Here is a 25504-nt window from a genome sequence, read left to right as displayed (position 1 = left end):
GCCCGGGTACCGCCCCGGGCCGGACGCCGCCTTTCGCGTTCCGCGAGCGGTGCGTGCTCGCGATCCATTGACACTCCTTCCATTGTCTGCCAATACTCTCCACGCAGCGGTAGCACTTACCACTGTGTGAGACATGCGGGACTGCAAGGAGGCAGTATGCGAGCGTCGGTATTGGGTCTCGGCGAGGCCGGGTCGCTGTACGCGGCCGGGCTGGTCGAGCGGGGCTGGACGGTGACGGGTTACGACCCGGCCGACAACGCCACACCGGAAGGGGTGGCGCGAGCGCGGACGCCGCAGGCCGCCGTGCGCGATGCCGACGTGGTGCTCAGTCTGGTCGGCGGCCGGGCCGCAGAGTCCGCGGCGGATTCGGTGGCCGCCTTCCTGGAACCGGCGTCGGTCTTCGCCGACATGAACGCCACGGCCCCCGCGGTCAAACGCCGTATCGCCGCGGCGATCGGCGAGGACCGGTTCGCCGACGTGTCGGTCATCGGCTCGGTGCCGACGTACGGCGCGGCCACCACCGTGGTGATCAGCGGTGCCGGGTCGGCACCGGCCGCGCGGCTCTTCGCCGCGCTGGACGCGACGGTCGAGGACATCGCCGGTGCGCCCGGGGACGCTTCCGCGCGCAAACTGCTGCGGAGTACGTTCATGAAGGGACTGGGCGCGCTGATCGTCGAGTCGTCGGCCGCGGGCCGCGCGGCGGGGGCCGAGGAATGGGTGCGTACGCAGATCGTGAACGAACTCGCGGGCGGTGCGGCCGCCCTGGACCGGCTGCACGACGGCACCCTGCGCCACGCGGCCCGGCGGGCCGGGGAGTCCGCGGCGGCGGCCGACCTGCTCGACGCCCTGGGACAGCGCCCGGTGATGACCCGGGCCGCGGCCGAGGCCCACCGTGCGCTCGCCGACGCCGCGCTGGTGCCGGACGGGGACCTGCTCGACCGGTTCTCCGGCCTCGCGGTGGCGAACATCGGCGACGCCCGGGACCGGATGGGCATGCTCGACGGCGGCATCCACGCGCTGTGGCGGGGCGCCCGGCTGGTCGGCCGCGCCCGGACGGTGTGGGTACGCAGCGGCGACAACCAGGCCCTCCACCGGGCGATCGAGATCTCCCGCCCCGGCGACGTGCTGGTCGTCAACGGCCAGGGCGACACCACCCGGGCGCTGCTCGGGGAACTGATGGCCGAACGCGCCAAGCGCCGCGGTGTGGTCGGCATCGTGGTGGACGGGGCCCTGCGCGACATCGGCGAGCTGGAGGCGATCGGGTTCGCGGCCTGGGCGCGGGCCGTCACACCGGCCGGCCCGTACAAGAACGGTCCCGGCCAGGTCGACGTGCCGGTCGCGGTCGGCGGTGTGGTGGTCTGCCCCGGTGACCTCGTGGTCGCCGACGACGACGGTGTGATCGTCGTCCCCGCCGCCGAGGCGGCCGCCGGCCTGCTGGGCGGGCGCGCCGTGGAGGCCGACGAGGCCCGGCGCCGCGCCGCGATCCTCGCCGGGACCGCGTGATGGCCGGGGTGTGGGCGCTGCTCGCGTTCGTCGGTGTCATCGTCGTCTGGAACGCGGTGTTCAAGCGCAACATCGGCGAGGCGATGATCGTCGGCTTCCTGGCGGTGTGCGGCTTCGTCCTGGTCGCCGGCACCGAGCACGGCGGGTCCGGCTGGGAGGCGATCCGGGAGGCCGTCCTGGAATCCATGCAGGAGGAGGTGACCTTCGCCGGTCTCGCCTTCGTGTTCATGTCGTACGTGCTGACCCGGACGCCGGTACTGGACAAGCTGATCGACCTGCTCAACTCCGTCCTCGGCCGGCTGCGCGGCGGGCCGGTCTACACCGCGACCGTGGCCGGCGGGATCTTCGGCGCCATCGCGCACGTCGGTGCCGCGGTCACCGCCGCGGTCGGGTCGGTGACCGTCCCCTGGATGAAGCGATCGGGCGTCAGGCCGGAACTGGCGGCCACCGTCGTGGCCGGCGGCGCCGGAATGGGCGTCAGCTTCCCGTTCTCCGCGACGATGTTCATCCTGGTCGGCGGACTGGCCGCGCAGGGCGTCATGCAGCCGGACGAGATCGTCCGGCCGCTGGCCCTGGCCGGCCTGTGGTGCCTGGGCTACCGGCTGGTGCTCGCGTACTTCCTGGTCCGCCGCAACGGCATCGACCCCATCGCCCCGGAGGACCGGATCCCGTTCGGGGTCAGCCTCCGCAACGGCTGGACGTCCCTGCTGCTGTTCCTCCCGATCCTCGTACCGCTGCTGCTCACCCGGGGCCCGCTCGCCGGCGCGCTGGGCGACCACTCCGCGGTCGGCGACGTGCTGAAGAAGCCCGTCGAACTCGCCGACGGCACCCTGCTGGCGGCCCAGCCGTACGCCATGCCCGACGTGATCAGCCTGATCACCTGGATACCGGTGCTGATGATCGCCCTGGTGCTGTTCCTGGGGCGCAGGCACCTGCCCCGCACCGCCGCCGGCTGGTGGCGGACGATCGGCGGGGCCGCGCCGTCGTTCGGCGTCATCGGCGTCACGATCGTGGCCGCCTTCTCCGCCTCCAACCTGCTCGGCGACCTGGGACTGGCGAGCCAGCTCCAGAGCGTCCTGGCGGGACTCGACGCACCGGGCTGGATCATGGCCGTCGCCATCGGGGTGATCATCGTGGCCATCGCGATCCCGCTCACCGCCAGCGCCACGATGGCCGCGGTCGGACCCGTCGCGGTCGTGGCCCTCGCCAACGCCGGGATCCCGGTCCCGGTCGCGGCGGCCGCCGTACTGATCTTCGCCTCCACGGAGGGGGCGTCCCCGCCGTCGGGCGCGCCGATCTACGTGGCCGCGGGCATCGCTCGGGTCGATCCGGTGAAGACCTTCCTCCCCCTCCTGAAGTACTACTGTCTGCCGATTCTCGGCATGGGAGTCCTGATCGCCGTCGGCGCCCTCCCCGTCTGAACTCTCCCTGTCTGACCCTCCCCGTCCGGCCCTCCCGCACCACAAGCACCAAGGAGCACTGATGAGTTCGACGATGAACTCGCCGGCCCCCGCACCGGCCCCGGCCCGCGCCACCCACCTGACGACCTTCCTGTTCGCCGTCGCCGTGGTGTTCTTCCTGCTCGCCGGCGTGGCGATCGTCCTCGGCCAGATCGTGACACTCGCCGCCGGCGACGCCACCGCCGCCCGGAACTGGGCCACCGAGCTCGCCCCCTACGCCTTCGGCGGCGCGTCCGTCGCCGGACTGCTCTCCTTCGCCCTCTCCTACCGCCCCGGCGGCGGCCCCGGGGAGCCGGACGGGGCGGGGGAGGACGACCGTGACTGAACCCCGGGACCGGGACGTGCCCGCGTACGCCGCGCTGCGCGAGCGCGTCCCGCCCGGCTCCAGCTGGGGCGTCTTCGCGCAGGATCCCGAGCGCGGGACCGCCAACTTCGCGGGGGCCGCGCAGGTCCGTGACGCCGCCTCCGCCGTCGCCCGGGGCGCGGTCTTCAGCCTCGACCACGCCCTGGACGCCTTCGACCCGCCGATGGCACGGGCCCGCTCGGCGCCGCGCCACGAACTCCTCGCCTCCCACGCGCAGGCCCGCGACGACGTCCTGCACGGCTTCTACCCGCAGGCCACCTCCCAGGTCGACGGCCTGCGCCACCGCCGCGCCTCCGGCCACGGCTTCTACAACGGCGTTCCCGACGGGGACATCCGCCCGGGGCACCCGGCGCTCGGGATCCAGCGCTGGGCCGAGAAACCCATCGTGGGCCGGGGCGTGCTGGTGGACGTCGAACGGCAACTGGCCGCCGAGGGAACACCACCCGACCACCGCGCCGGACCGGCCCTCGACACCGCCGTCCTGGACCGCGCCCTGCGCGCCCAGGGCGTAACGGTCCGCCCCGGCGACCTGGTGCTCGTACACACCGGCTGGGCACGCTGGTTCCTCGACGCCGGCCCCGCGCTGCGCGCCGAGGTCCGCGACGCCCGCCGGGCCACCGGATTCCGGCAGTCCCTCGAACTCCCCGCCTGGCTCTGGGACCACCGGGTCGCCCTGTTCGCCACCGACACCTTCGCGGTCGAGGTACTGCCCGTCGTCGCCGACAGCCCGTTCCTGGACAGCGCGCCCGAGGACGCCGGGATGATGCACCAGGAGCTGATCGCCAAACTGGGCGTCCCGCTCGGTGAACTGTGGGACCTCACCGCCCTGGCCGAGGACAGCCGCCGCACCGGCCGCTGGGACGCCCTCGTCGTGGTCAAACCGCTCCATCTCGTCGGCGGCGTCGGGTCGCCGCCGAACGCCACCGCCATCCGCTGAAAACGCGTCTCGGGAGGGGCCGGCTCCCGAAACGCGGGCACCTTCACCACTGTGTGGGAAGATGCAGAAAAGCTGCGGACAAGAGGAGGCGTCGACCCGCCCATGGAGCCGGCCAGGACCCCAGCGACCAGCATGCGTTCCCTCGAACGGGCCATCGACGTCCTCGAAGTACTCGACACGAGCCACCACGCCCTCCGGCTGAGCGACATCGCCCGCCGGGCGGGTCTTCCCGTCGCCACCACCCAGCGCATCCTCAGCGTGCTGGAGGCGCGTGGCCGGGTCGAGCGCGACGCCACCGGCTATCGCCCCGGGGTCGGCCTGATCTTCGGGGCGCACGCCTACCTGACGAGCAGCCCGCTGCTCGTCGCCGCCCGTCCCGTCCTCCAGGACCTCGCCGCCGAGACCGGCCTGACCGCGTCGCTGTTCAAGCGCATCGGCTGGGTACGCGTGGTGCTCGCCCGCGTCGACGGCGCCCGCCCGCTCCGGTACGAACTGCCCATCGGCGAGCGGATGCCCCTGCACCTCGGTGCGGGCAAGGCCCTCGCCGCCGGCATGGACGCCGACGAACTCGGCCGGTTTCTCGACCAGCTCACCGATCCCGCCAACGCGGACGGCACCGGCTTCGACCGCGACCGCTTTCTCGCCGACCTCAAGCGGATCCGCGACCTCGGCTACTCCCAGGCCCGCGGCGAGCGCGAGCCCGGCATGGCCTCCGTCGCCGCCCCCGTCCCGGACCCCGAACCCGGTGGGGCGCCGACGGCCGCGGTCCAGGTCTCCGGCAACCAGGAGGACCTGCCGGCCGAGCGCGTCGAGCAGCTCGGCGTCGAGGTGCGCCGCGCCGCCTTCGCCATCGGCCGCCGCGCGTTCTGACGTACACGCCCCGCCGCCACGAGCCTGACACTCCCGTCGTCACGAGCCCGGCACACCCCGTCGTCACGAGCCGGGCACGCGCTCGATCCGTAGATGCCGGGGGCCGCGCAGGATCGGGCTGCGGCGGTACGGCGGTGGCTCCTCGGCCAGTTGGAAGCCTTCCAGCCGGGGAAGGAGCGCGCGCAGGGCGAGTTGGGTCTCCAGACGGGCGAGCGGCGCGCCGAAGCAGTTGTGGACTCCGCCGCCGAAGCCGAAGTGCTGGTTGTCCTCGCGGGCCGGGTCGAACCGGTCCGGCTCGTCGAACCGCAGCGGGTCACGGTTGCCGGAGGCGAGTACGAGGATCAGCGGGGCGCCTTTGGGCACGGTGACCTCCGAGACCTCGACATCGGCGAGCGGAGTGCGCTGCGGGAGCAGATGAACAGGGGGCTCGTAGCGCAGGAGTTCCTCGACGGCCCCGGGCATCAGCCCGGGGTTCTCCCGCAGTTGCCGCCGGGCGCCGGGGTGACGCAGGAGCGTGAGCGCTCCGTTGGTGATGAGGTTGACCGTCGTCTCGTGCCCGGCGATGAGCAGCAGCGTCGCGGTCGCCATCAGCTCACCCCTGGTGAGGTGTCCGTCGGGGCCGGAGTCGTGTACGAGGGCGGAGAGCATGTCGTCCGACGGATCGTCCCGGCGCCGGTCGGCGAGGTCCCCGAGATACGCACCCATCGCCTGCCGGGCTTCCAGACCCTTGTCGGCGCGGTCCTCGCCGTCCTTCCCGGGCCGCAGGTCGAGACCGGCGACGACCTCGTTCGTCCAGCCGCGGATCCGCGGCACGTCCTCGTGCGGCACCCCCAGCAGCCGGCAGATCACGGTGACCGGCAAGGGGTAGGCGAAGTCCTCGACGACATCGATCCGGTCCCTGTCCCGGAAACCGTCGACCAGCTCGTCGGCGATCCTGGTGATGTCGGTGCGCAGGGCGTCGATCCGGCCGGGGGAGTGGGGCGGCCCGAAGGGCCGCATCGCGATACGGCGGAGCCGGTCGTGCTCGGGGTCGTCGAAGCCGATGAACGCCGCCGGCTGCGTGCCCCTCCGGAGCAGCGGGACCGTGTCCTGGTCGGTGCGGTTGCGGGAGTCCGAGCTGATCCGCGGGTCGTGGAGCAGCGCGGCGATGTCCTCGTACGTACCGACCAGATAGCTGCCGTCCGTCTGCCGCGTCACCCCGCTCTCGCGGAGTTCGGCGTAGAGCGGATAGGGGTCGGCGCGGTTCGCGTAGTCCGTGATGCGCTGGAGAAGGGTGTCCGGGGGCATGCGCGGGGCTCCTCATGGACGGTGGGCGACGGCGGGGGCTGGTTCGTGCCGGACCAGGGTCAGGCGCCGGTCCGGCAGATGGCCGGTGAGCGCCACGGTCGGGCCGTGCGAGAGCTGCCGGGGGTCCGGCACGTCGGAGGGGACGGGTTCGGCCGATTCGGGCCGGTCGGCGGCGCCGCGCGCGGGCGGGAAGGGGGCCGCCGTCTCGATGAGGCGCTGGTAGTGCTCCAGCCACTTCGCCCGGTTCACACTGACGGCCGCGGTGACGCGTCCCCGGTAGCCGTAGACCGCGACGAGACGGCCCTCCCGCAGCGACCCCTGGGCGATGACCACGTGGTCGGAGAAGGTCGGTACGCCGACGGACTTGATGTTGAGACCGAACTGGCTGGACCAGAAGGCGGGCACCGCCAGGTGCGGACGCCGGTCCGGCCCCGTGGTGACCATGTTGTGGGCCGCCACCTCGGCCTGCGCGACCGCGTTGCCCCAGTGTTCGAGGGCGAGCATCTGGTACTCGAACAGCGGATGCGGGAAGCGGGCGACGTCACCGGCGACGAACACGTCGTCGGTGACGATCCCGTACATGTTGAAGGCGCGGCATCCCGCGTCGCAGGCGACGCCCCGCGGTCCCGCGGCCAGATCCGATCCGGCGAGCCACTCGGTGTTCCGTACGGCGCCGAGGGCGACCACGGCGACATCGGCCTCGATCCGGCCGCCGTCGGAGAACTCGGCGCCCGTGAGCCGTCCGTTGCTGCCCTTCAGCGCGGTGACCGTCACACCGCAGCGCAGATCGACGCCGTGCGCGCGCTGCAGGTTGGCGGCGAACGCGCCGAGCGTGCCGCCCAGCGCGCCGACGAGCGGTGAGGGCCCGCGCTCGGCGACGGTCACTTCGAGGCCGCGCTCCCGGCAGGCGGACGCGATCTCCGAGCCCGTGAACCCCGCGCCGATCACCAGGACCCGGCGCGGCCCCGCGTCGAGCCGGGACGAGAGCGCCGCCGCGTCCTGGCTCGTACGCAGCGTGAGTACGCCGTCGAGACGGGCTTCGCCGGGGTTCGGCCAGGGGCGGGCCCGGGTTCCGGTGGCGATCAGCAGCCGGTCGAACGGCAGCCGTTCGCCGTCGGCGAGGATCACTCGCTTCCCGACCGGATCGACCCCTTCGGCGCGCACCCCGAGCTTCCAGCGGGCATCCACCTCCCGGCGGAGCGGCAGCCCGGTGTCGGCCGCGCCCGTCCGCCCGAGCAGGACCTGCTTGGAGAGCGGTGGTCTGTCGTACGGGGGCTCCGGCTCGTCCCCGACCAGGGTCAGCGATCCGGTGAAACCCTTGTCGCGCAGCGTCTCGGCGGCCCGCAGACCGGCCAGGGACGCCCCGACGATGACGATCCGGCCGCTCCTCGGTTCACCCTTCACCGGGGCCCGCCCGTTCGCCGACGAGAATGGCCTGCACCGGACACGCGGCCGCGGCCCGGCGCACGCGCTCGTGCTCGGGCCGGCCGTCCGGGACGACGGGCGTGAACATCAGCGCCTCCTCGCCGTGCAGCTCGAACACCTCCGGAGCGAGGAACGCGCACTGCGCGTATCCCTGGCAGCGATTGAGGTCGACAACGATCTGCATCCAGGTCCACTCCTCCGCGCGTCGCCCGCAGTCTCCGTCTTATGGCCTGCGGGCAGGAGGCGCGAGCGGTGCTGCGCAAAGGGGTGACCGACGCGGAGCGCCCGGTACGGGGCGGCTGCCGGCCCTCGACCCCGGGCGGGGGCCGACAGCCGGCGGCCGCCGCCCCGGGCACTCCCCGGTCACCCGGGAAGGCCTGGAGCACGTCCGGTACGCGCCTCAGAGCTGCCGGGGCGTCCGGGTCCGGAGGATCTCGCCCAGGGACTCCTCGCGCCAGCGCTGCAGGAATTCATGGAAGGCGAATGCGCCGTAGGGGTAGGCGCGCGGCCCGTTCGGCCGGCCGCGTCCCTCGCCGTTGTAGTAGCCGGGGGTGCATTCTGCGTGGAACCACTCGTGGTCGGGGGCGTCCTTCGACAGGAAGGTGATCCAGTCGTCCTCGGCCTCGCGGGACGGTTCGACGAGGGCCCCCTCGGCTTCGGCCGCCGCGACGAGGGCGGCGGCATGGACCGCCTGCTCGTCGAGGATGTGCGTGTAGTTGACGCTGCTGGCGTTCTGCACGGATCCCATCTGGATCAGGTTCGGGAAGCCGTTGCTGGTGAAGCCGTGCAGGGTACGCGGCCCCTGTCGCGCCCAGGCGTGCAGCAGTTGGGTTCCTTCCCGGCCGTGGACGGGGAGCTTTCCGGAGAGGACGCCGGAGGTACCGACGGAGAAACCGGTGGCGAAGATCAGGCAGTCGAGCTCGTAGGTGGTGCCGCCGACCACGACACCGTCTTCGGTGACGCGCTCGATGCCGTGGGTTTCCGCCGTGTCGACCAGGGTGACGTTGGCGCGGTTGAACGCCGGGTAGTACTTGTCGGAGAAGGTGGGGCGCTTGCAGGCGTACCGGTACCAGGGCTTGAGCTTCTCCGCCGTGTCCGGGTCGGTGACGGTCCGCTCGACGCGGGTGCGGAGCTCGTTCATCTTGACGGCGTCGGCGGCCTCGTAGGCGGCCTCGAAGGTCTCCCGGTCGCCCTGACGGCGGAAGCTGGGCAGGAGCTTCTCCAGGAGGCCCGCCGACATGGTCCAGCGGTCCGCCACGAGATCCTCTTCGGCCGGCTCACCGGAGACGATGCGCAGATAGTTGTCGCGGCGTTCGCGTGCCCAGCCGTCGTGGTCGGCGCCGACATCCTGAGCGGTGGTGCGGCGGTTGGCGCGTACGTCCACGGTGGAGGGGGTGCGCTGGAAGACGTAGACGTGTCCGGCGTCCTCGGCCAGCATCGGAATGACCTGGATGCCGGTGGCGCCGGTGCCGACGACCCCCACCCGCTTCTCCGAGAGCCCCGACAGGCCGCCGTCCGCGGTGCCGCCCGTGTAGCCGTAGTCCCACCGCGACGTGTGGAAGGTGTGGCCCTTGAAGTCCTCGATGCCGGGTATCCCGGGGAGCTTCGGCTGGGAGAGTGTGCCGGTGGCGGTGACGACGTACGTGGCCCGGAACGCGTCCCCGCGGTCGGTGGCCACGATCCACTTCTCGGATGGATCGTCCCAGGTCAGCGAGGTGACCCCGGTGGAGAACAGCGCGTCCGGGTACAGGTCGTACTTCTGCGCGATCCGCACCGCGTGGCGGCGGATCTCCTCGCCGGGCGCGTACTTCCACTCGGGCACGTATCCGGTCTCGTCGAGCAGCGGCAGGTATACGTGCGACTCGATGTCGCAGTGGATGCCCGGGTACCTGTTCCAGTACCAGGTGCCCCCGAAGTCGCCGCCGATCTCGACGATCCGGACGCGCTCCAGGCCCTGCTGCCGCATCCGGGCCCCGGCGAGGATGCCGCCGAATCCGCCACCGACCACGGCGACGTCGACGGTGTCGCGCAGCGGCTCGCGCCCGGCCACGTCGCCCACGTACGGATCGGCGGCGTAGTAGCCGAACTCGGCCTCGGTGGGACGGTACTGGCCGGCGCCGTCGGGCCGTACCCGCCGCTCGCGTTCGAGGTGGTAACGCTGTCTCAGCGCGGCGAGTTCGTCGGAGGTCGGCGCTTGAGGAGTCGTCATGTGGGGGTCCTCGATCCGGTTGGTCCGCTGTCGTGCGGGCCGCCCGGGAGGAGCGGCCTTCCGCTACGGTAGCAACTACCGGACAGTGCTGTCCGGTTGGAGTGCGGGTGCGTACCGCGGCACTCGGAACGAGCACGTCCGCCCTTCGGCGGGCCCACGCGAAGCTCCCTGCCGACGCCACCCGCAGATATACGGACAGGAAGAGTGACCCCCCATGCGACGACTCCCGATCCGATCCCTCGCCGTGCTCGCCGCGATCGGCACGCTGGCGCTCACCGGATGCGGCACGGACACAGGCGACCCCGGTGACCGCGGGGACACGACGGCCGCCACGGGCGCGGGCCGGACCATCCGCGCGCAGAAGGTCATGCAGCTGACGAAGGTGCACGAGGAGACCGGGATGACCCTGCTGGAGGGGCCGACCTTCGACAAGGACGGCAGCCTGATCGTCGTCGACGTCACCGCCCCCGAGGGCAAGCCGAAGGTGATACGGGTCGACGTCGGCAGGAAGACGTCGCGCGCCGTCCGCACGGACGGCCAGGGGGCCTACACCTCGGCGCAGTTCAGCCCGTACGACGGACGGCTCTACCTGACCGACTTCCGCGGTGAGATCGTGAGCCTGGCCCGGGACGGCGGTGATCCGCGGACCTTCTTCTCCGGCGAGGTCGACGGGGCGCCGATGAGCCCCGACGACCTCGCCTTCGACCGTGAGGGCAACCTGTACGTCAGCGACTCACGCGGCCTCTCCGAGGGCAAGGACCAGGGCCGGGTGGTGCGGATCGACCGCGACGGCGAGAAGGCCACCGTCCTTGCCGACGAACTGGCCGCGACGAACGGCATCTCGTTCGACGTGGACTACCGCGGACTGTGGATCAGCGAGCTCACCCAGAACCGGATCTCCTACCTCCGCCTCGACGCGAAGGGAGGGGTGACCTCCCGGCACACCGCCATCCGCGTCGACGGCGGGATCGCCCAGACCGACTCGATCGCCGTGGACGCCGACGGCAACCTCTACCAGGCGCTGCACGGCCGGGCCGCGATGGTCGTGTACAACCAGCACGGTGAGCGCCTGGCGACCGTCGAGCTCCCGGGCCGCGCCGAGGGGCTGGAGTCGGCGACGAACGTGGCCATCACGCCCGGCGGGAAGAAGGCGTACATGACCGTCAGCGGGCCCGCCGGAGGGTATCTGTACACCTTCGACGCGCTGGCGGAAGGCATCCGGCAGTCCAACGGCGGCTGACGCCGCCGCGCCACTCACTCCTCTCACTCCTCGAAGGGCCGCACCGGCCCCACCTCGACGTCGAGCAGCCGCCAGGCCGCCAGCGCCCGGCGTTCCCGCTCTTCGCGGGTGGGGCCGGTGACGGCTCCGGAGACCATGGCGACGGCCAGCATGAGGTCGTTGCCCGCGCCCAGCCGATGGCCGTCCCGCAGATGCCCCCGCAGGGCGCGCTCGACCCGTTCCGACAGGGCCAGGGCGTACGCGCGGACACCGGAGCGGCCCGCCTCGTCGGCGTGCAGGAGGCCGATGAAGGCCGCCGACTCCGTCAGATGCCAGGTCATCACTCCGAGGACGCCCGCGAAGGTCAGGTCCTCGGCCGCCTTCTCGACCTGCCGTACGTTCTCCTCCAGAACGGCGGTCGCCACGGCGGCCCGGTCGGGAAAGTGCCGGTACAGAACGCCCTGCCCGACCCCGGCCCGCCGCGCGACGGATGAGAGCGGAGCGTCCAGACCGTGCTCCGCGTAGATCTCCCGGGCGGCGGAGATCAGGGCGGCCCGGTTACGGGCGGCGGCCTTCGGCCCGTCGTTCGCGGGGCGGTGCTCGTTCGTGGGGTGCTGCGTCACCCCGGAAGGGTAGCCGCAGGGCGGCCGCGTTCCGCCGCCCCGCGGATCGACGCCTACGACGACAGCATCGGAACCCAGTGCGTCATCACCCGGTCCGGACGCCGCCGGCGGTCCTCGATCCTCGCGCCCTCAAAGGCGCGTCCGCCGGCGGATGTTCGCGTCGGTCCGGAAGCGGTGACGGGGAGCGGCGACGGGGAGCGGCGACGGGAGCCGTGACGGGGAGTGCGGTCGCGCGGATCGTTTCTGCCGTACGTTCGTGGTGGCGAGCTGTCATCCTTCCGGGTCCGAACCGGCCGGTAACACCCGGTGTGCGGCATACGCTGACATCCTGTCGAGACGGGGAGCACGCATGCCGTTACCGCCACCGGAGCAGCGCCTGCCGGACTATCCGCCGAAGACACCGCCCCCGCCCAAGCGCCCCGTGCAGCCGCCGCGGCCCGAGCCGGACACGAAGCCGAAGACCCCGCTGGCGACCGCGCGCCGACGGGTGACGATGGCGAACCGGCGCGGCGCCAACTGGACGCTGGAATCGGCGCCGTGGTCGGTGGCCACCGCCCGGCGGCGCGTCCTGGCACAGCTCCGCGCATGGGGCCGCACGACGGCCGACGGGACGGCGGGGGACCTGGTGGCGGAGCTCATGCGGACCGCGGTCGCGGACGGGGGCCGGCGGGTGAGCGTCCACCTCGCCGAGCAGGACCGGCAGGTGCTGATCCTCGTCCTCTCGCATCAGGCGGCTCCGGCCGTGACCGACGCGGAAGTGCTGCCGCGGCTGGCCGAACTGGGTGCGTCGACGTGCGGCACGGATGTCGCGGAGGACGGGCGGCGGCTCTGGGCCGTACTGGACCTGTAGGGGAACGGGAGAAGGCGGATCAGCGGCCGGTCGTGCCGTCGACGAGCTCGCGGAGGATGTCCGCGTGGCCCGCGTGCCGGCCGGTCTCCTCGATCATGTGGGTGAGTGCCCAGCGGATGCTGGGAGCGGGGCGGCCCGGCCGCGGCCGGGGGACCGGAGCGCCGGGATCGGGACACCCGTCGAGCACGTCGTTCGCACGCTCGACCGCGGCCCGGTAGCGGGCGACGACCTCGGCCACGCCGTCCCCCGGCGCGGCGTGGAACGTCGCCTGCCAGTCGGTGACGTCGTCCCCGAGGAATGTCGAACGTTCGACGAACGTCAGGTGGTTGAGCAGGCCGAGCAGGTTCGTGCCCGACGGGACCGCGGCGGTGCGCACCTGCGGCTCGGGGGCGCCGTCGACCTTCGTGGCGATCGAGGCCCGGAGGTAGTCGAGGAATCCGCGCAGGACCTCGATCTCGCCGTTCGCGGTCCGGGGCGGCGGGGTGTCGCGGCGATGGCGGTCGCGGCGTGTGGTGGTGGGCATGGAGGTCTCTCCGTCGGGGATCAGGGAGCGGGGGGCGGTCACCGGCCGCCGTGTCAGGCGGTGCGGCGGACGAGCAGGACGTGGTCGGTGACCTCGGCGGTGCGCCCGTCCGGTCCGGTCGCGATCCGGCGGGGCGCGTCGGCCCGCTCGACCGTCCAGGTCTCCGGGGCCAGGCCGATCCCGTCGGCGACCTCCCGGGGGCTCGGGGCATGGGCGCCGGGATCCTGGTTCCACGACCACGGGGCGGCCGAGCCGTGGTCGACGACCAGCAGCCGTCCGCCCGGGCGCAGTGCGTGCGCGGCCGAGCGCAGCACGGTTGCCCGGTCCAGCTCGAAGGGGGTGTGCAGGTAGTGGGCGCAGACCAGGTCGTACGCGCCGGCCGGGAAGGACGTGCGCAGGTCGACCCGCACGGCGGTGACGCGATCCTCCAGGCCGTGCGAACGGGCGAGCGCGGTGAGCCGCTCGACCGCCACGGGCGAGAGGTCGGCGGCGCTGACCCGCCACCCCTGGCGGGCGAGCCACAGCGCGTCGCCGCCGTTGCCGCATCCGAGGTCCAACGCGTCACCGGCCGGCAGGCCCGTCACCGTCTCGGTGAGGCGGGCGTTCGGCCGAGGGCCGTCGGCCGCCGGCCGGGAAGCGTGGACGCCGTCCCAGAACGCGACGGCTTCGGTGGTGCTCATCAGGACTCCTTGGGGTCGGTGTGCCCGCAGTCTTGCCGGGGACCCCGGGACCTGGCACGGAATCTTGCGGTAATGGCAAGATTGCCGCATGGATCACCGGACGGACGACGATGTGCTCGGGGCGGTGGGGCCGCGGCTTCGCGCGCTCCGTCGGGACCGGGGCATCACCCTCGCCGCCCTCGCGTCGATGACCGGGGTCTCGGAGAGCAGCCTGTCCCGGCTGGAGAGCGGACAGCGCCGGCCGAGCCTGGAACTGCTGCTGCCGCTGGCCCGTATCTACGACGTTCCGCTGGACGACCTCGTCGGCGCCCCGCGCACCGGCGACCCCCGGATCCACCTCAAGCCGATCAGCCGGTTCGGAATGACCTTCGTGCCCCTGTCCCGGCGGCCGGGCGGTGTGCACGCGTTCAAGATGATCATCCCCGCCCGGCCGAAGCCACTCGAACCGACCCCGCAGACCCACGAGGGCTTCGAATGGCTCTACGTGCTCGGCGGACGCCTGCGGCTCGTCACCGGGGAGCGCGATCTGACGCTGCCGCCCGGTGAGGCGGCCGAGTTCGACACGGCCCTGCCCCACTGGCTGGGCAGCGCCGACGGCGGCGCGGTCGAGCTTCTCATCCTGTTCGGCCTGCAAGGGGTGCGCGCGCACGTACGCGGCGACCCTGATCGGCCGTCCCGGTCCGGGAACTGATGGTGAACTCGGCGTGGGAAAAGGCCTGTCGCCGCCACGCCGAGCTCAACTCACCACCTCTTCACGCGCATGCCGGGGTCACGGCAGAGGGACGTCCTCGGGTTCGCCGTTCAGCGCGGGTGAACTCACCTCCGCGGTCGTCCGGTCGGCGGCCGGACCGCCCGCGCCGCTCACGCTCCGAGGAGCCGGCCCAGCGGTGCCGTGCTCCGGCGTCTTCTCCAGCAGTGTCCCCTCCCGTGGCGCCTCCTCCTCCGGTACGAAGGTGATCTCGCCGTCCAGCATCTTCCGGGCGCGGACCGTGTCCAGCGCGCCCTCCCACCGGGAGACGGCGAAGACGGCGACGCAGTTGCCGAGGAGATTGGTGGCGACGCGCATCGAGTCCATGATGCGGTCGACGCCCAGGAGCAGCGCGACGGCGCCCACCGGGATGACGCCGAGCGCCGACGCGGTCGCCGACAGCGCGAGGAACGCCGAACCCGGCACGCCTGCCATCCCCTTGCTCGTCAGCATGAGGATCAGGACGACCGTGATCTGCTGGCCGAGGGAAAGGTCCACGCCCACCGCGTCGGCGATGAACAGGGTGCCGATCGAGAGGTAGATCGAGGCGCCGTCGAGGTTGAAGGAGTAGCCGGTGGGCAGCACCAGGCCCACGGCGTCGTCGCGGCAGCCGGCCTGACGCAGTTTCTGCATCATGCGGGGCATGACGGTCTCGCTGGACGCGGTGCCGAGGGCGAGCAGCATTTCCTCGCGGGTGTAGCGGACGAACTTCCAGAGACTGATGCCGGCGACCCATTTGAGCGCGACGGCCAGCAGGAGCAGGAAGAGCAGCGCGGAGGCGTAGCAGACGGCGATGAGCTTGCCGTACGTGGACATCACACCGACCCCGTACTCGCCCACGAGGTGGGCCGTCGCGCCGAAGACCGCGAGCGGGGCGAGCTTCATGATGAAGCCGACTATGGCGAAGACGACGTCCTGGGCCTGCTCCACGGCCGGCAGGATCTTGGGCACTTTGGTGTGACCCAGATGCAGTACGGCGGCTCCCACCAGACAGGCCAGCACCAGGACTTGGAGGAGCGAGTTCTCGGCGAACGCGCCGACCGCGCTGTCGGGCAGGGCGTGCAGGATGAACTCGGACGTCGAGGGCAGCGACCCGCCGCCGGTCTTCGCGTCGACCGCCGACGCGTCCAGCGTGGACGGGTCGACGTTCATGCCGGCCCCGGGCCGGGTGAGGTTTCCGGCGAGCAGGCCGACCAGCAGTGCCAGCGTGGTGGCGACCTCGAACCAGATCAGGGCCTTGAGGCCGATCCGTCCGAACGCCTTGAGGTCTCCCGCCTTGGTGATGCCGACGACGACCACGCAGAACACCAGGGGCGAGATCATCGCCTTGATGAGGCGGACGAAGCCGTCACCGAGCGGCTGGGCGGCCGTGGCGACATCCGGCCACAGCTTTCCGACGGCGACTCCGAGGACGAGGGCACAGGCGACCTGCGCGAACAGTGAGGTGCGCAGCGTGCGTGCGGCGCGCCGCGGCAGGGAGGGTACGGACGGTGGCACGGTATTCCTCCAGAGCGAGTTCTACGATACGGAAACTCACTTCCGCATCGTGATGGGCGTCACTCTGACTCAGGAGCGCCATTCACGGAAGTCCCCCGTCGACGGCTGCGCCAAATCTTGTACGTTGCTCCAAATGGGGCCACGCGAGGGAGATCCCGACGCGCACGTGTCGCTCCTCCGGCAGGCTCGCCGGGGCAACCCCAAAAGAAGTGTTTGACAGTGCGTTCGCCGGGGCCGGATACTCGGGGCCATGTCCGCCGCCGAGAGACGCGCGGAGCTCAGCGGGCTGCGCGCGCTGGCCCATCCGCTGCGTCTGCGCCTGCTGTCCCTGGTCACCGCGCACGCCATGAGCGCCAGCGAGGCCGCCCGCGAACTGGGCGAGTCGCAGGCGAACGTGAGCTACCACATGCGTCATCTCCACGCCGCCGGCCTGCTGGAGATCGTCGAGGAGACCTCCGTGCGCGGCGGCCGGGCCAAGCGGTACCGCCACAATCCGGCGAGCGGGGAGTCCGTCTCCGGCGGATCGCCCGACGACTACGCGGTGCTGGCCTCCGCCCTCTCCGAGGAGCTGCAGCGCCGCAGCCGCGAGCGGTTGGCCGGATCGCCGGGGGCGTTCACCGACGCCGAGATGTGGCTGCCCCCCGAGGCATGGGAGCGGGTGCGGGAACTGGCCGGGGAGCTAGGGGTGATCATGCACGCCGAGGCCCGGCCGCCGGACACACCCGGGACCGTACGGGCCAGCGCGACGCTCATGCTGTTCGAAATGGCCCGGAAGGGGACCGCGGAGTGACCGAGCGAGCTGAGAGGGCGTCCGTTCTGGCGCCCTTACGCCACCGGAACTTCCGCAACCTGGTGTTCGGCCGCACGATGACCCACTGCGCCAACTCCATGGCGCCCATCGCCCTGGCCTTCGCCGTCCTGGACATGACCGGCTCCGCGGTCGACGTCGGGATCGTCGTCGGCTCGCGGTCGATCGCCAACGTCCTCCTCGTGCTCTTCGGCGGCATCCTCGCCGACCGGGTGCCGCGGGCACTCATCCTGCAGGGGTCCAGCCTGTCCGCCGCGACGGTACAGGGGGCGGTCGCGGTGGTGCTGCTCACCGAGTCCGCCTCGCTCGGGGTGCTCATCCTGCTGAGCGTGGTCAACGGCGCGGTGGCGGCCGTGTCGATGCCCGCGTCGGCCTCGCTGGTCCCGCAGACCGTTCCGGCCGGAGAACTGCGCGCCGCCAACGCCCTGAGCCGGATGGGCGTGAACGCCGGCATGATCGTCGGTGCCTCGGTCGGCGGCATGATCACGGCCGTCTTCAGCCCCGGCTGGGGCATGGCCGCCAACGCCGTCGTGTTCGCCGCCGCCGCCCTCGCCTACCACGGCGTGCGCGTGCCCCGGGCGAAGTCGGAGCCGGACGCGCCCTCCCAGCCGCTACGCGAACTCCGCGAAGGGTGGACGGAGTTCACCGCACGCACCTGGGTGTGGGTGGTGGTGCTCCAGTTCTTCGTGGTGAACGCCGTGACCGCGGGCGGCATCCAGGTGCTCGGGCCGACCATCGCCGACAGCACGTACGGGCGCACCGTCTGGGGGCTGGTGCTGGCCACGCAGATGGCCGGCGCGCTCATCGGCGGGTTCCTGGTGGGCCGGTCCCGCTCCCGGCACGCCCTGCGTATCGGCGTGGCCGTGGTGGCCCTCGACGCCCTGCCGCTGATCGCACTGGCCGAGGCGGCCCCCCTGGCGCTGCTGGTGGTGGCGATGTTCGTCAACGGCCTCGCGCTGGAGCAGTTCGGGGTCGCCTGGGACGTGTCGCTCCAGGAGAACGTTCCGCCCGACCGGCTGGCGCGCGTCTACTCGTACGACATGCTCGGCTCGATCCTCGCCCTGCCCGTCGGTGAGATGACGGCAGGCACCCTCTCCGAGCGTTTCGGCTCGCGCGCGACGCTTCTCGGCGGCGTGTGCCTGGTCCTGTCCGTCACCCTCGCGGCGCTGTGCAGCAAGGACGTCCGATCACTGACCGTCAAGGGTGGAGTGGTGGGCGGCGAGGTGCCCGAAGCGGTGGTCGCCGCCCCCGGCACCGTCGCGGCTACCGAGCCGACGCGGGATCCGGCGGGGTGAGGACGGTGAGGACCGTGAGGCATGGAAGGGTGAAGCGCGTGCCGACCGGGCCGGGCGGTTCCGCGCCGGACGGTCCCGCTCCGGAGCCGGCGGGTACGGGCCCCGGCGGCTCCGCCCGGCCGGTGCGGTGGGCGTGGTGCGCCGCCACCAGGCCGCGGACGAAAGGCCCCGCGCCCGCCCTGTACGCCCCGGGGCACCGGGAGACGACGGTGAGCCGGTGCTCCTCGGGGCCGAGGACGAACAGCGCCGCCGACTCGTCCGGCAGTTCACCGGTCAGCCGGGGCAGCGACCCCGCGGCGGCGTTGCGGGCCCGCAGCAGCACCGAGGGGCCCATCCGCGCCCGCAGCCACGCTCCCCGGTCCACCCGGCCCGACAGGCGCAGCGAGAGCCCGGCCCGGCCGTCGGGCAGCGGCCGCCACGCCCAGGCGTCCGGCCGCGGGTCGTGCTCGACCGGGAACGGGGCGGGCGGTTGGTCCGCGGCCGGGAGTTCGGGCAGGACCTGTTCGACGCGATCTCCCAGGCGTCCTCGGGGCTGATGAGCATGACCGGCGTGCCCGACGGCAAACCGACCCTCAGCGGCACCTGCATCGCCGACTGCACCACCGGCTACCAAGGCGCGATCGGGGCCCTGCCGGCGTTCCTGCACCGCGAGCGGACCGGCGAGGGCCAACTCGTCGACGTCGCCTCCTTCGACACGATGTTCTCCGCGCTCGGTGTCCGCCTCATGGCCCAGCTCATGCTCGGCGCGGCGGCGCTCGCGTTCCTCGGTTCCGGGCTCGACACCGACCTGGACGCCGTACGCGACCGCCTCGTCGGCACCCCGCGCACCCGTCCGGCCCGACACCGCCCGCGCGGAGCGCTACGGGCGGCTCCACCCCCGCCGGCGGGAGCTGCGCGACGCGGCGGACTCCGGGTACGGCGGCGGTCACCGACCGGCGTGCGCGGACTTCGCGTACCGCGGCGACCACTGACCGGCGCGCGGCCCGTTCGTCACCGCGCCCCTCCCAGCGCCTCTTCGATGATCTCCAGCGCGCGGATGCTGTCGGCCGGGTCGACGGGCAACGGACCGCCCTCCCGCAGCGCGGCCGCGAGCAGCCGGTAGAACTCGCGGTAGTCGCCGGCCCGCAAGGGCACGGCCTCCGCACCGTCGGGGCCTTCCACGACGGCGGTCCGTCCGTCCTCGTGCACCCCGAATCCGGCTTCGCCGGGCTTCCGTCCGGCGATGGACTGCGCTTCCTGCGGGTCGAGGCCCTCCGAACGGAAGACGGCCCGGGAGCCGCTGACCCGGAACCGGGGGCGTGGCGCGGGCGCCACCGCGCTCATCCACAGCCGCGTCCGCACACCGGAGACATGCCGCAGGGTGAGGAAGGAGTCGTCGTCGCTGCAGCCGCCGGGGCGCCGGCGGTCGAGTTCGGCGTGGACCTCGGTGATCTCGCCGAACAGTTGCAGGGCCTGGTCGATCAGGTGCGGCCCGAGGTCGTAGAGGATGCCGCCACCCGCGTCGGGGCCCGCGAGGTCCTTCCAACCGGTACCGACCCGCGGGTTCCACCACGCGAAGGCGGAGTCGAACTGGCGGACCTCACCGAGCCCGCCGGCTGCGACGACCTCGCGGAGCGTGAGGAAATCGCCGTCCCAGCGCCGGTTCTGGAAGACGGTCAGTACGCGTCCGGCCGCCTTCGCCGCGGCCGCGACAGCGCGTGCCTCTGCGGAGGTGACGGCGACGGGTTTGTCGACCACGACATGCGCCCCGGCCTCGATCGCGGCACGGGCGAGCGGCGCGTGGCTCTCGTTCGGGCTGCCGATGACCACGAGGTCGAACTGGTCCGCCCTGGCGAAGAGGGTGTCCGTGCAGGCGAGTACGTCGCTCTCCGGGTACGTGTCACGGGCGGCCCGCGCCCGCTCGGGTGATCCGGTGACGATCGCGTCCAGGGAGTAGCGCGGGTCCGCGGCGATCAGCGGCGCGTGGAAAACGCGCCCCGCGGTACCGAAGCCGATGACGGCGGTGCGAATGACGCTCATGGCGTGGTCCTTCCTTCGTGTCCGTGTGAGGTCATCGGGGTCCGACGCCGGCCGGAAGCCCGGCGGCGATCTCGTCCACCGCGTCGAAAAGCCCCGAGGGGATGTCGAGTTCGACCGCCGCGACGCTCTCCGCGATCCGTGACGGACGCGAGACTCCCACGACGGTCGACGCGATCCGCGGGTCACGGGCCGAGAACTGCACGGCCGCGGCGGAGAGCGGCACGCCGGCCTCCCGGCAGAGATCCTCGATCCGGCGGATCGCGTCGAGCAGTTCCCCGGGCGCCTCCCGGTATCCGTACCGGCTCGACGCTCCGGTGCCGGCCGCCAGGATTCCGCCGCCGAACACCGCGGCGTTGACCACCCCCATGCCGCGCTCGACCGCGGAGTCGATGAGCCGGTCGGCCGTACGGTTCACGAGGGTCCACCGGTTGTGCGTCAGCAGTACGTCGAAGTGGCCGGTCTCCACGTAGGCGCCGATCGTCGCCGTGTCACCGCCGGCCACCCCGATCGCCCGTGCCACCCCCTGATCCTTCAGCTCCCGCAGGACCTCGACGGGGCCGCCGGGCGCGGTCGCGGCGGCGAACGTCGTGTTCTCGGGGTCGTGCAGATACAGCAGGGGCACCGAGTCGACGCCGAGACGCCGCAGACTGCCCGCGATGGCCTTGCGCATCTGCTCGCCGGAGAAATCACCGGTGTCCAGATCACGGGTGATCTTCGTGGCGAGCAGATAGCCGTCGGGCAGACCGCCGACCTCGGCGATGGCCGTGCCGATACGCCGTTCCGATTCCCCGCTGCTGTAGGCGCAGGAGGTGTCGATTCCGCGGATCGGTCCGGTCAGCGCGGCGACCGCCGTCGCCACTCCGTCCTCGGCGCTCACGTCGTAGCCGAAGTTCGAGGGCATCGAGCCCAGCGGCGCGCCGCCGACCATGAGAGGGGTTATGGGGAGCCCGGTGGCGCCCAGTGTCCGGGGGGTCCAGCGCACGCTCATTCCTCCGCGCCTGTCCAGTCGAAGAACCCGGCGTCCGCCGGGTCCAGGTGGGCCAGGGCGGCCGTACGGTCGAACTCGACGCCCAGTCCCGGGCGATCGCCGACGGTGACATAGCCGTCCCGCACGATCGGTTCGGTGAATCCGTCGAGGATGTCGTACCACCACGGGTCCGTCGCCAGGGGGTACTCGAAGGCGATCAGGTTGTCGGGCAGGGTCGCCGACACCTGGACCAGGGCCGCCAGTCCGAGCAGGCCGCTGCTGACGCCGTGCGGTGCGATGCCGATTCCGTACAGATCCGCGAACTCGGCGATCCATTTCAGCTCGGCGAGGCCGCCGACATCGCCCGGGTCGGGGCCGATGACCCGTACGGCGCGTGTTTCGATCAACTCACGGAAATTCTGCCGCAGATAGAGCTGCTCGCCGGTGTGGGTGGGGACCGTCGTCGCCGTGGTGATCTCACGGTAGCCCGCGACGTCGTTCCAGGGCACGAAATCGCCCGTCAGGATGTCCTCGGCCCACGCGATGTCGAACCGTTCCAGTTCCCGCAGGACCCGGAGGGCGTCGGGCACCGCCCACCCCGGGCCCATGTCGAGAGCCAGCCGCCGTTCGGGCCCCAGCACGTCCTTCATCGCGGCGACCGCGTCGACGATACGGCTGATACCGCTCGGCGTCAGAAACCCGCGATTGGGGTGCAGGGGACCCTCGCGGAGATCGTTGTAGAGGAAGTCCGGCGTATGGGGCGCCATGAACCCGTGCAGGCCCACGCCTTCCTTGATGATGGAGAATTTCTCGGGAGCCGCGGCCATATGTGCCATCGACGCCGCGTAGTCCTCGGGTGTGTGGGCGCCGAGCGAGGTGCGTACGCCTCCGTTGTAGACCCGGATACGGTCACGCACCTTGCCGCCCAGGAGCCGGTGTACGGGGACGCCGAGAGCCTTGCCCGCCACGTCCCACAGGGCGATCTCGATGGCCGAGACGACGGCGCCCCACGGCTTGGACGCGCCCATGCGCCGGATGCGGAGCATGCAGCGCTCGACCTCCGTCGGATCGGCCCCGAGCAGCAGCGGGCGGTACACCCCGAGCGTCGCGGCCACATAGGGCTTGGAGTACTCGATCTCGGCGAAGCCGTCGATCCCCTCGTCCGTCAGGATCCGGATCACGGGGGACCGGCCGATACGAGCACACCGGATGTCGGTGATCCTCATCCTTTGACCGCCCCTCCGGTCAGACCGGCCGTGAAATACCGCTGCATGACGACGAAGAGGATGACAATGGGAACGGTGAGGACGACGGACGCGGCCATGGTCGCGCCCCAGTCGACATCGAACTCGCCGGCGAACTGCGTCAGCGCCACGGGGGCGGTACGCGAGGCCGTGGACGTGGCCATCACCGAGGCGAACAGGAACTCGTGCCACGACTGGAGGAAGGCGAACATCCCGGCCGCCGCCAGGCCCGGAGCACAGACGGGCAGCGTGACGTAGCTGACCGCGTCGAACCGTGAACCACCGTCGATCTGGACGGCTTCCTCCAACTCGTACGGGATCGCCGCGATCTGGTTGCGTACCATCCACGTCACGAGCGGCACGGTGATCGCGAGATGGGCGAACGCCACCCCGGTCGCCGTGTCGAGCAGTTTCAGCGACGAGACCATCTGGTAGACCGGCAGCAGCACCACGGTGAGCGGAACCATCTGCCCGAGCAGGATGAACAGGGCCAACGGCCGGGCCGACCGGAACCGGAACCGTGCCAGCGCGTATCCGGCACTGAAACAGAACAGAAGAGTCGCCAGGGCGACGAGGCCGCCGATGACGACGGAATTCAGCAGCGCACGGGGCATCGACGACGAGGTGAACACCGCGCCGTAGTTCTCGAACGTCCACGAGGCGGGCAGCAGACGGGCCGGTACGGCGAAGATGTCACCTCGCTTCTTGAACGACGTGAGCACCATGACCGCGATCGGGGCGAGGCTCCACACCAGCAGGACCACCAGGGTTCCCCAGACCGCGGCGCGGGCGGACGCGCGGCCGATCAGAAGTCTCATGTCTGCTCCTGGAGGTCGGTGCGCATGGTCCGCGCGAAGAAGACGGCGAGGACGGCCCCGATGAGCACCTGCACCAGTGCGACCGCGGACACGAGAGCCTGGTCGCCGTTCTGGAACGCCTGGTAGAGAAGGATGGGCAGGATCGTCGACGCGCCGGCCGGCCCGCCGCTCGTGGCGACCCAGATGATCGTGAACGAGTTGAGGGCCCATATCGCGAGTGTCAGCACGCAGATGCCCGTGGTCGGGCGGATGGCGGGCAGGATGATGTGCCGCAGGATCGCGGGACCGCCGGCCCCGTCGAGACGGGCCGCCTCGTACCGCTCGGCGGGGATGGTGGCCAGTGCCGCCGAGACCATCAGCATCACGAACGGCGCGGTGACCCAGATCTGGATGAGCGCGACCGCCCACAGCACGATGCCGGGATCGGTGAGCCAGCGGACGGGCTCACCGATGAGCCCGAGATTCAGCAGCGTCCGGTTGAGGATCCCGTAGTCCGTGGAGAGCGTCCACCGCCATACGGTGGCTCCGACCACCCCGGGAATGATCCAGGGAATCATCAGCAGCGAGCGCCACACCCCGGCGAGCCGGAGCCTTTTCGACTGGAGCACGAGGGCCCCGGCGTAGCCGACGACGATCGCCCCGGCCACCGAACCGACCGTCCAGTACAGCGTGTTGAGAAAGACCTGGCCGACATCGGGGAGTCCGAAGAAGCGGCTGAGCCCGGTACCGCCGTCGGAGACGACCCGCGCGATCGTCGTGACGACGGGTATCACCATGAGGACGGCGGTGACGATCGCGGCCGGGAGTATCAGGGCGACCGGGCGGGCCCGGTGCCGCCTGCGCACCGGCTCCGTCGCCGTGGTGCCGGTCATCGCGTCACCAGCCGCTGGATCCGGGCGGCGCCCTCGGCCGGCGTGGTACGTCCCAGCGCGACCTCCTGGATCGTGTCGTGCGCCCTTTGGACGGCCGCGGTCCAGCGGGGGTCGTTGGGGGCCGGAACGGAGTGGCGGGCGAGCTGCTCCGCGTACGGCCGCCGCTCCGCGGTGGTGAACTTCGCGTCGGCGGACGCGCTGGTCCGCGCGGGGAAGGTCACGGTCAGCTCCGCCATGTTCTCCGGTCGCGCGAGAAAACCGACGAGTTGCCGCGCCGCGTCCTGGTGCCGCGCGGCCTTGGGAATGAGGTAGCCCCAGCCGACCCCTTGCGCCGTCCCCGGCCCGTCCGGTCCGGGCAGCAACGCCGTCGCGACGGGCGCGCCCTGGTCGACCGCGCTGTCCACGTCGAACACACCGGCGGGATACATCGCGACGCGCCCCTGGAGGAACAGCTCGCGGATACCGGTGTTGTCGAGCTCGAACGAACTCTTGCCGGCCCATCCCTCGCGGATCGAACCGCCGACCAGCTTCAGTGCCGCCTCGGCCGACGCTTCGGTGAAGCGGGGCGCGCCGTCGGTGATATCCGTACCGCCGGAGACGGCGAAATCGAGGAAGCGCAGCGTCAGGTCGTTGGGATCGCCCTGCATCGGCCACGCGGTTCCCACCACGTTGCCCCGTGTGAGCCGCTTGGCGTCCCGCTCGAAATCCGCCCAGGTACGCGGCGGGGAGTCGATACCGGCCGCCGCGAAGAGGCGGGGGTTGTAGATCAGGGCGTTGGTCGCCCACCGGTACGGCACGGCGTACGTACCGCCGTCGAAGGTGAGCGAGTCGACGAGCCCCGGAGCGAAGTCGTCGACCGGCATGCTCGGGCCGTACAGATCGCTGACACTGGCGAGCTGCCCCTTGCCGGCGTAGCTGCGCACACGGGACAGCGACTCGGTGATGACATCGGGCGCGTTGCCCGAGTCGAGCGCGACGGAGGTACGGTTCGCCACCGTGTCGCCGGTGGTCTGCACCAGCTCGACCGTGAGGCCGGGATGCTGCTGTTCGAACTCCTTGACGAGCCCGGTCGCCTTCTCGTAGTCCCAGTCGGGCACCCACCAGGCAACGGTGTTGTCGCGCGCCCCGCTCTCCGCGACGTTGTAGGCGGTCGTGCCCGCGAGGGTGAGAACCGCCGCGGCGACCACGCCCATGAAGATCCGGGTCCGAGGCATCATTGCCATCTTCGCTCCGTTGATCGAGTACTCCCTGCTCGGGGCACATCGTGTATCCTGTCATTACAGGAT

26 protein-coding genes are annotated in these 25504 nt (G+C 72.0%); 11 read left to right on the top strand and 15 right to left on the bottom strand.

The window, feature by feature from the left end; all coding sequences use genetic code 11:
• Window positions 1–156: 156 nt before the first annotated feature.
• The 5 genes from ACFXKG_RS33865 to ACFXKG_RS33845 all read left to right on the top strand — a co-directional run bounded on the left by ACFXKG_RS33865 (window position 157) and on the right by ACFXKG_RS33845 (window position 5134).
• The gene (locus ACFXKG_RS33865; RefSeq protein ID WP_384847124.1) at window positions 157–1503 is read left to right on the top strand and encodes a DUF1932 domain-containing protein; all 1347 of its coding nucleotides are present in this window, start codon (window positions 157–159) and stop codon (window positions 1501–1503) included.
• A complete protein-coding gene (locus ACFXKG_RS33860) occupies window positions 1503–2924 on the top strand; it encodes a TRAP transporter large permease subunit (protein WP_384847122.1) in 1422 nt (473 codons plus the stop codon). The genes ACFXKG_RS33865 and ACFXKG_RS33860 overlap by 1 nt, the downstream gene beginning before the upstream one ends.
• 61 nt (window positions 2925–2985) lie before the next feature.
• Window positions 2986–3288, top strand: a complete 303-nt coding sequence (locus tag ACFXKG_RS33855; protein WP_384847120.1) for a hypothetical protein — start codon at window positions 2986–2988, stop codon at window positions 3286–3288.
• Complete coding sequence (locus ACFXKG_RS33850; RefSeq protein WP_384847118.1) at window positions 3281–4264, top strand: cyclase family protein; 984 nt, start codon at window positions 3281–3283, stop codon at window positions 4262–4264. Before ACFXKG_RS33855 ends, ACFXKG_RS33850 begins: the two co-directional genes overlap by 8 nt.
• A gap of 132 nt (window positions 4265–4396) precedes the next feature.
• Window positions 4397–5134, top strand: a complete 738-nt coding sequence (locus ACFXKG_RS33845; protein WP_384847116.1) for an IclR family transcriptional regulator — start codon at window positions 4397–4399, stop codon at window positions 5132–5134.
• Window positions 5135–5197: 63 nt separating this feature from the next.
• On the opposite strand, the gene ACFXKG_RS33840 is transcribed toward ACFXKG_RS33845, so the two are convergent.
• The 4 genes from ACFXKG_RS33840 to ACFXKG_RS33825 form a co-directional block, all read right to left on the bottom strand.
• A complete protein-coding gene (locus tag ACFXKG_RS33840) occupies window positions 5198–6421 on the bottom strand; it encodes a cytochrome P450 (RefSeq protein WP_384847114.1) in 1224 nt (407 codons plus the stop codon).
• Between the two features lie 12 nt (window positions 6422–6433).
• The gene (locus ACFXKG_RS33835; RefSeq protein WP_384847112.1) at window positions 6434–7825 is read right to left on the bottom strand and encodes an NAD(P)/FAD-dependent oxidoreductase; all 1392 of its coding nucleotides are present in this window, start codon (window positions 7823–7825) and stop codon (window positions 6434–6436) included.
• Complete coding sequence (locus ACFXKG_RS33830) at window positions 7815–8030, bottom strand: ferredoxin (protein WP_384847110.1); 216 nt, start codon at window positions 8028–8030, stop codon at window positions 7815–7817. The genes ACFXKG_RS33835 and ACFXKG_RS33830 overlap by 11 nt, the downstream gene beginning before the upstream one ends.
• Before the next feature lie 216 nt (window positions 8031–8246).
• Window positions 8247–10055, bottom strand: coding sequence for a flavin-containing monooxygenase (locus ACFXKG_RS33825; RefSeq protein ID WP_384847108.1), 1809 nt, complete (start codon window positions 10053–10055; stop codon window positions 8247–8249).
• A 214-nt stretch (window positions 10056–10269) separates the two neighbouring features.
• On the opposite strand from ACFXKG_RS33825, the gene ACFXKG_RS33820 reads away from it, so the two are divergent.
• Window positions 10270–11295: an SMP-30/gluconolactonase/LRE family protein gene (locus tag ACFXKG_RS33820; RefSeq protein ID WP_384847106.1), complete on the top strand. Its 1026-nt coding sequence runs from the start codon at window positions 10270–10272 to the stop codon at window positions 11293–11295.
• A gap of 23 nt (window positions 11296–11318) precedes the next feature.
• Here ACFXKG_RS33820 and ACFXKG_RS33815 read toward each other — a convergent pair whose 3' ends face one another.
• Entirely contained in the window at window positions 11319–11897 is a 579-nt protein-coding gene (locus ACFXKG_RS33815) for a TetR/AcrR family transcriptional regulator (protein ID WP_384847104.1), read from the bottom strand.
• A 349-nt stretch (window positions 11898–12246) separates the two neighbouring features.
• On the opposite strand from ACFXKG_RS33815, the gene ACFXKG_RS33810 reads away from it, so the two are divergent.
• The gene (locus ACFXKG_RS33810) at window positions 12247–12747 is read left to right on the top strand and encodes a hypothetical protein (RefSeq protein ID WP_384847102.1); all 501 of its coding nucleotides are present in this window, start codon (window positions 12247–12249) and stop codon (window positions 12745–12747) included.
• Window positions 12748–12766: 19 nt separating this feature from the next.
• On the opposite strand, the gene ACFXKG_RS33805 is transcribed toward ACFXKG_RS33810, so the two are convergent.
• Both ACFXKG_RS33805 and ACFXKG_RS33800 read right to left on the bottom strand, forming a co-directional pair.
• Window positions 12767–13270: a DinB family protein gene (locus tag ACFXKG_RS33805; RefSeq protein WP_384847100.1), complete on the bottom strand. Its 504-nt coding sequence runs from the start codon at window positions 13268–13270 to the stop codon at window positions 12767–12769.
• Between the two features lie 53 nt (window positions 13271–13323).
• Window positions 13324–13950 (bottom strand): class I SAM-dependent methyltransferase, encoded by a 627-nt coding sequence (locus tag ACFXKG_RS33800; protein WP_384847098.1) that lies wholly within the window; start codon window positions 13948–13950, stop codon window positions 13324–13326.
• Window positions 13951–14038: 88 nt separating this feature from the next.
• Between ACFXKG_RS33800 and ACFXKG_RS33795 the strand changes: the two genes are divergently transcribed.
• Window positions 14039–14641 (top strand): helix-turn-helix domain-containing protein, encoded by a 603-nt coding sequence (locus tag ACFXKG_RS33795; protein WP_384847096.1) that lies wholly within the window; start codon window positions 14039–14041, stop codon window positions 14639–14641.
• Window positions 14642–14719: 78 nt separating this feature from the next.
• On the opposite strand, the gene ACFXKG_RS33790 is transcribed toward ACFXKG_RS33795, so the two are convergent.
• The gene (locus ACFXKG_RS33790) at window positions 14720–16195 is read right to left on the bottom strand and encodes a cation:dicarboxylate symporter family transporter (protein ID WP_384847094.1); all 1476 of its coding nucleotides are present in this window, start codon (window positions 16193–16195) and stop codon (window positions 14720–14722) included.
• Between the two features lie 250 nt (window positions 16196–16445).
• Here ACFXKG_RS33790 and ACFXKG_RS33785 point away from each other — a divergent pair, with 250 nt between their 5' ends.
• Together ACFXKG_RS33785 and ACFXKG_RS33780 are read left to right on the top strand one after the other, a co-directional pair.
• On the top strand, window positions 16446–16985 hold the full coding sequence (locus ACFXKG_RS33785) for an ArsR/SmtB family transcription factor (protein WP_384847092.1): 540 nt from the start codon (window positions 16446–16448) through the stop codon (window positions 16983–16985).
• The gene (locus ACFXKG_RS33780) at window positions 16982–18298 is read left to right on the top strand and encodes an MFS transporter (protein WP_384847090.1); all 1317 of its coding nucleotides are present in this window, start codon (window positions 16982–16984) and stop codon (window positions 18296–18298) included. Before ACFXKG_RS33785 ends, ACFXKG_RS33780 begins: the two co-directional genes overlap by 4 nt.
• Here the strand turns inward: ACFXKG_RS33780 and ACFXKG_RS33775 are convergent.
• Window positions 18267–18662 carry a hypothetical protein gene (locus tag ACFXKG_RS33775; protein WP_384847088.1) on the bottom strand — a complete coding sequence of 132 codons (396 nt, stop codon included), beginning with the start codon at window positions 18660–18662 and terminating at the stop codon, window positions 18267–18269. The two genes, ACFXKG_RS33780 and ACFXKG_RS33775, sit on opposite strands and share 32 nt — an antisense overlap.
• A gap of 78 nt (window positions 18663–18740) precedes the next feature.
• Here ACFXKG_RS33775 and ACFXKG_RS33770 point away from each other — a divergent pair, with 78 nt between their 5' ends.
• Window positions 18741–19400: a CoA transferase gene (locus ACFXKG_RS33770; protein ID WP_384847086.1), complete on the top strand. Its 660-nt coding sequence runs from the start codon at window positions 18741–18743 to the stop codon at window positions 19398–19400.
• Here ACFXKG_RS33770 and ACFXKG_RS33765 read toward each other — a convergent pair.
• From ACFXKG_RS33765 to ACFXKG_RS33740, 6 genes are read right to left on the bottom strand one after another with little or no spacing between them, the layout of a single operon-like run.
• On the bottom strand, window positions 19289–20317 hold the full coding sequence (locus ACFXKG_RS33765; protein WP_384847084.1) for a Gfo/Idh/MocA family oxidoreductase: 1029 nt from the start codon (window positions 20315–20317) through the stop codon (window positions 19289–19291). The genes ACFXKG_RS33770 and ACFXKG_RS33765 overlap by 112 nt on opposite strands.
• Before the next feature lie 31 nt (window positions 20318–20348).
• Window positions 20349–21299: an aldo/keto reductase gene (locus ACFXKG_RS33760; protein ID WP_384847082.1), complete on the bottom strand. Its 951-nt coding sequence runs from the start codon at window positions 21297–21299 to the stop codon at window positions 20349–20351.
• A gap of 2 nt (window positions 21300–21301) precedes the next feature.
• Window positions 21302–22510, bottom strand: coding sequence for a mandelate racemase/muconate lactonizing enzyme family protein (locus ACFXKG_RS33755; protein WP_384847080.1), 1209 nt, complete (start codon window positions 22508–22510; stop codon window positions 21302–21304).
• Complete coding sequence (locus tag ACFXKG_RS33750) at window positions 22507–23346, bottom strand: carbohydrate ABC transporter permease (protein WP_384847078.1); 840 nt, start codon at window positions 23344–23346, stop codon at window positions 22507–22509. The genes ACFXKG_RS33755 and ACFXKG_RS33750 overlap by 4 nt, the downstream gene beginning before the upstream one ends.
• Window positions 23343–24218 (bottom strand): carbohydrate ABC transporter permease, encoded by an 876-nt coding sequence (locus tag ACFXKG_RS33745; RefSeq protein ID WP_384847076.1) that lies wholly within the window; start codon window positions 24216–24218, stop codon window positions 23343–23345. The genes ACFXKG_RS33750 and ACFXKG_RS33745 overlap by 4 nt, the downstream gene beginning before the upstream one ends.
• Complete coding sequence (locus ACFXKG_RS33740; protein ID WP_384847074.1) at window positions 24215–25441, bottom strand: ABC transporter substrate-binding protein; 1227 nt, start codon at window positions 25439–25441, stop codon at window positions 24215–24217. The genes ACFXKG_RS33745 and ACFXKG_RS33740 overlap by 4 nt, the downstream gene beginning before the upstream one ends.
• Window positions 25442–25504: the final 63 nt, after the last annotated feature.

The sequence above is a fragment of the Streptomyces sp. NPDC059255 genome, from assembly GCF_042752355.1.
Taxonomy (GTDB): domain Bacteria; phylum Actinomycetota; class Actinomycetes; order Streptomycetales; family Streptomycetaceae; genus Streptomyces.
The sequence above is the reverse complement of the archived record's forward strand: the minus strand, read 5'-3'. Positions and strand labels throughout refer to the sequence as shown.

Bases quoted from the DNA above. Each gene is read 5' to 3' on its own strand.
- ACFXKG_RS33865 (WP_384847124.1), top strand. From the start codon at position 157: ATGCGAGCGTCGGTATTGGGTCTCGGCGAGGCCGGGTCGCTGTACGCG.
- ACFXKG_RS33860 (WP_384847122.1), top strand. From the start codon at position 1,503: ATGGCCGGGGTGTGGGCGCTGCTCGCGTTCGTCGGTGTCATCGTCGTC.
- ACFXKG_RS33855 (WP_384847120.1), top strand. From the start codon at position 2,986: ATGAGTTCGACGATGAACTCGCCGGCCCCCGCACCGGCCCCGGCCCGC.
- ACFXKG_RS33845 (WP_384847116.1), top strand. From the start codon at position 4,397: ATGCGTTCCCTCGAACGGGCCATCGACGTCCTCGAAGTACTCGACACG.
- ACFXKG_RS33840 (WP_384847114.1), bottom strand. From the start codon at position 6,421: ATGCCCCCGGACACCCTTCTCCAGCGCATCACGGACTACGCGAACCGC.
- ACFXKG_RS33830 (WP_384847110.1), bottom strand. From the start codon at position 8,030: ATGCAGATCGTTGTCGACCTCAATCGCTGCCAGGGATACGCGCAGTGC.
- ACFXKG_RS33825 (WP_384847108.1), bottom strand. From the start codon at position 10,055: ATGACGACTCCTCAAGCGCCGACCTCCGACGAACTCGCCGCGCTGAGA.
- ACFXKG_RS33820 (WP_384847106.1), top strand. From the start codon at position 10,270: ATGCGACGACTCCCGATCCGATCCCTCGCCGTGCTCGCCGCGATCGGC.
- ACFXKG_RS33810 (WP_384847102.1), top strand. From the start codon at position 12,247: ATGCCGTTACCGCCACCGGAGCAGCGCCTGCCGGACTATCCGCCGAAG.
- ACFXKG_RS33805 (WP_384847100.1), bottom strand. From the start codon at position 13,270: ATGCCCACCACCACACGCCGCGACCGCCATCGCCGCGACACCCCGCCG.
- ACFXKG_RS33800 (WP_384847098.1), bottom strand. From the start codon at position 13,950: ATGAGCACCACCGAAGCCGTCGCGTTCTGGGACGGCGTCCACGCTTCC.
- ACFXKG_RS33795 (WP_384847096.1), top strand. From the start codon at position 14,039: ATGGATCACCGGACGGACGACGATGTGCTCGGGGCGGTGGGGCCGCGG.
- ACFXKG_RS33785 (WP_384847092.1), top strand. From the start codon at position 16,446: ATGTCCGCCGCCGAGAGACGCGCGGAGCTCAGCGGGCTGCGCGCGCTG.
- ACFXKG_RS33765 (WP_384847084.1), bottom strand. From the start codon at position 20,317: ATGAGCGTCATTCGCACCGCCGTCATCGGCTTCGGTACCGCGGGGCGC.
- ACFXKG_RS33755 (WP_384847080.1), bottom strand. From the start codon at position 22,510: ATGAGGATCACCGACATCCGGTGTGCTCGTATCGGCCGGTCCCCCGTG.
- ACFXKG_RS33750 (WP_384847078.1), bottom strand. From the start codon at position 23,346: ATGAGACTTCTGATCGGCCGCGCGTCCGCCCGCGCCGCGGTCTGGGGA.
- ACFXKG_RS33745 (WP_384847076.1), bottom strand. From the start codon at position 24,218: ATGACCGGCACCACGGCGACGGAGCCGGTGCGCAGGCGGCACCGGGCC.
- ACFXKG_RS33740 (WP_384847074.1), bottom strand. From the start codon at position 25,441: ATGGCAATGATGCCTCGGACCCGGATCTTCATGGGCGTGGTCGCCGCG.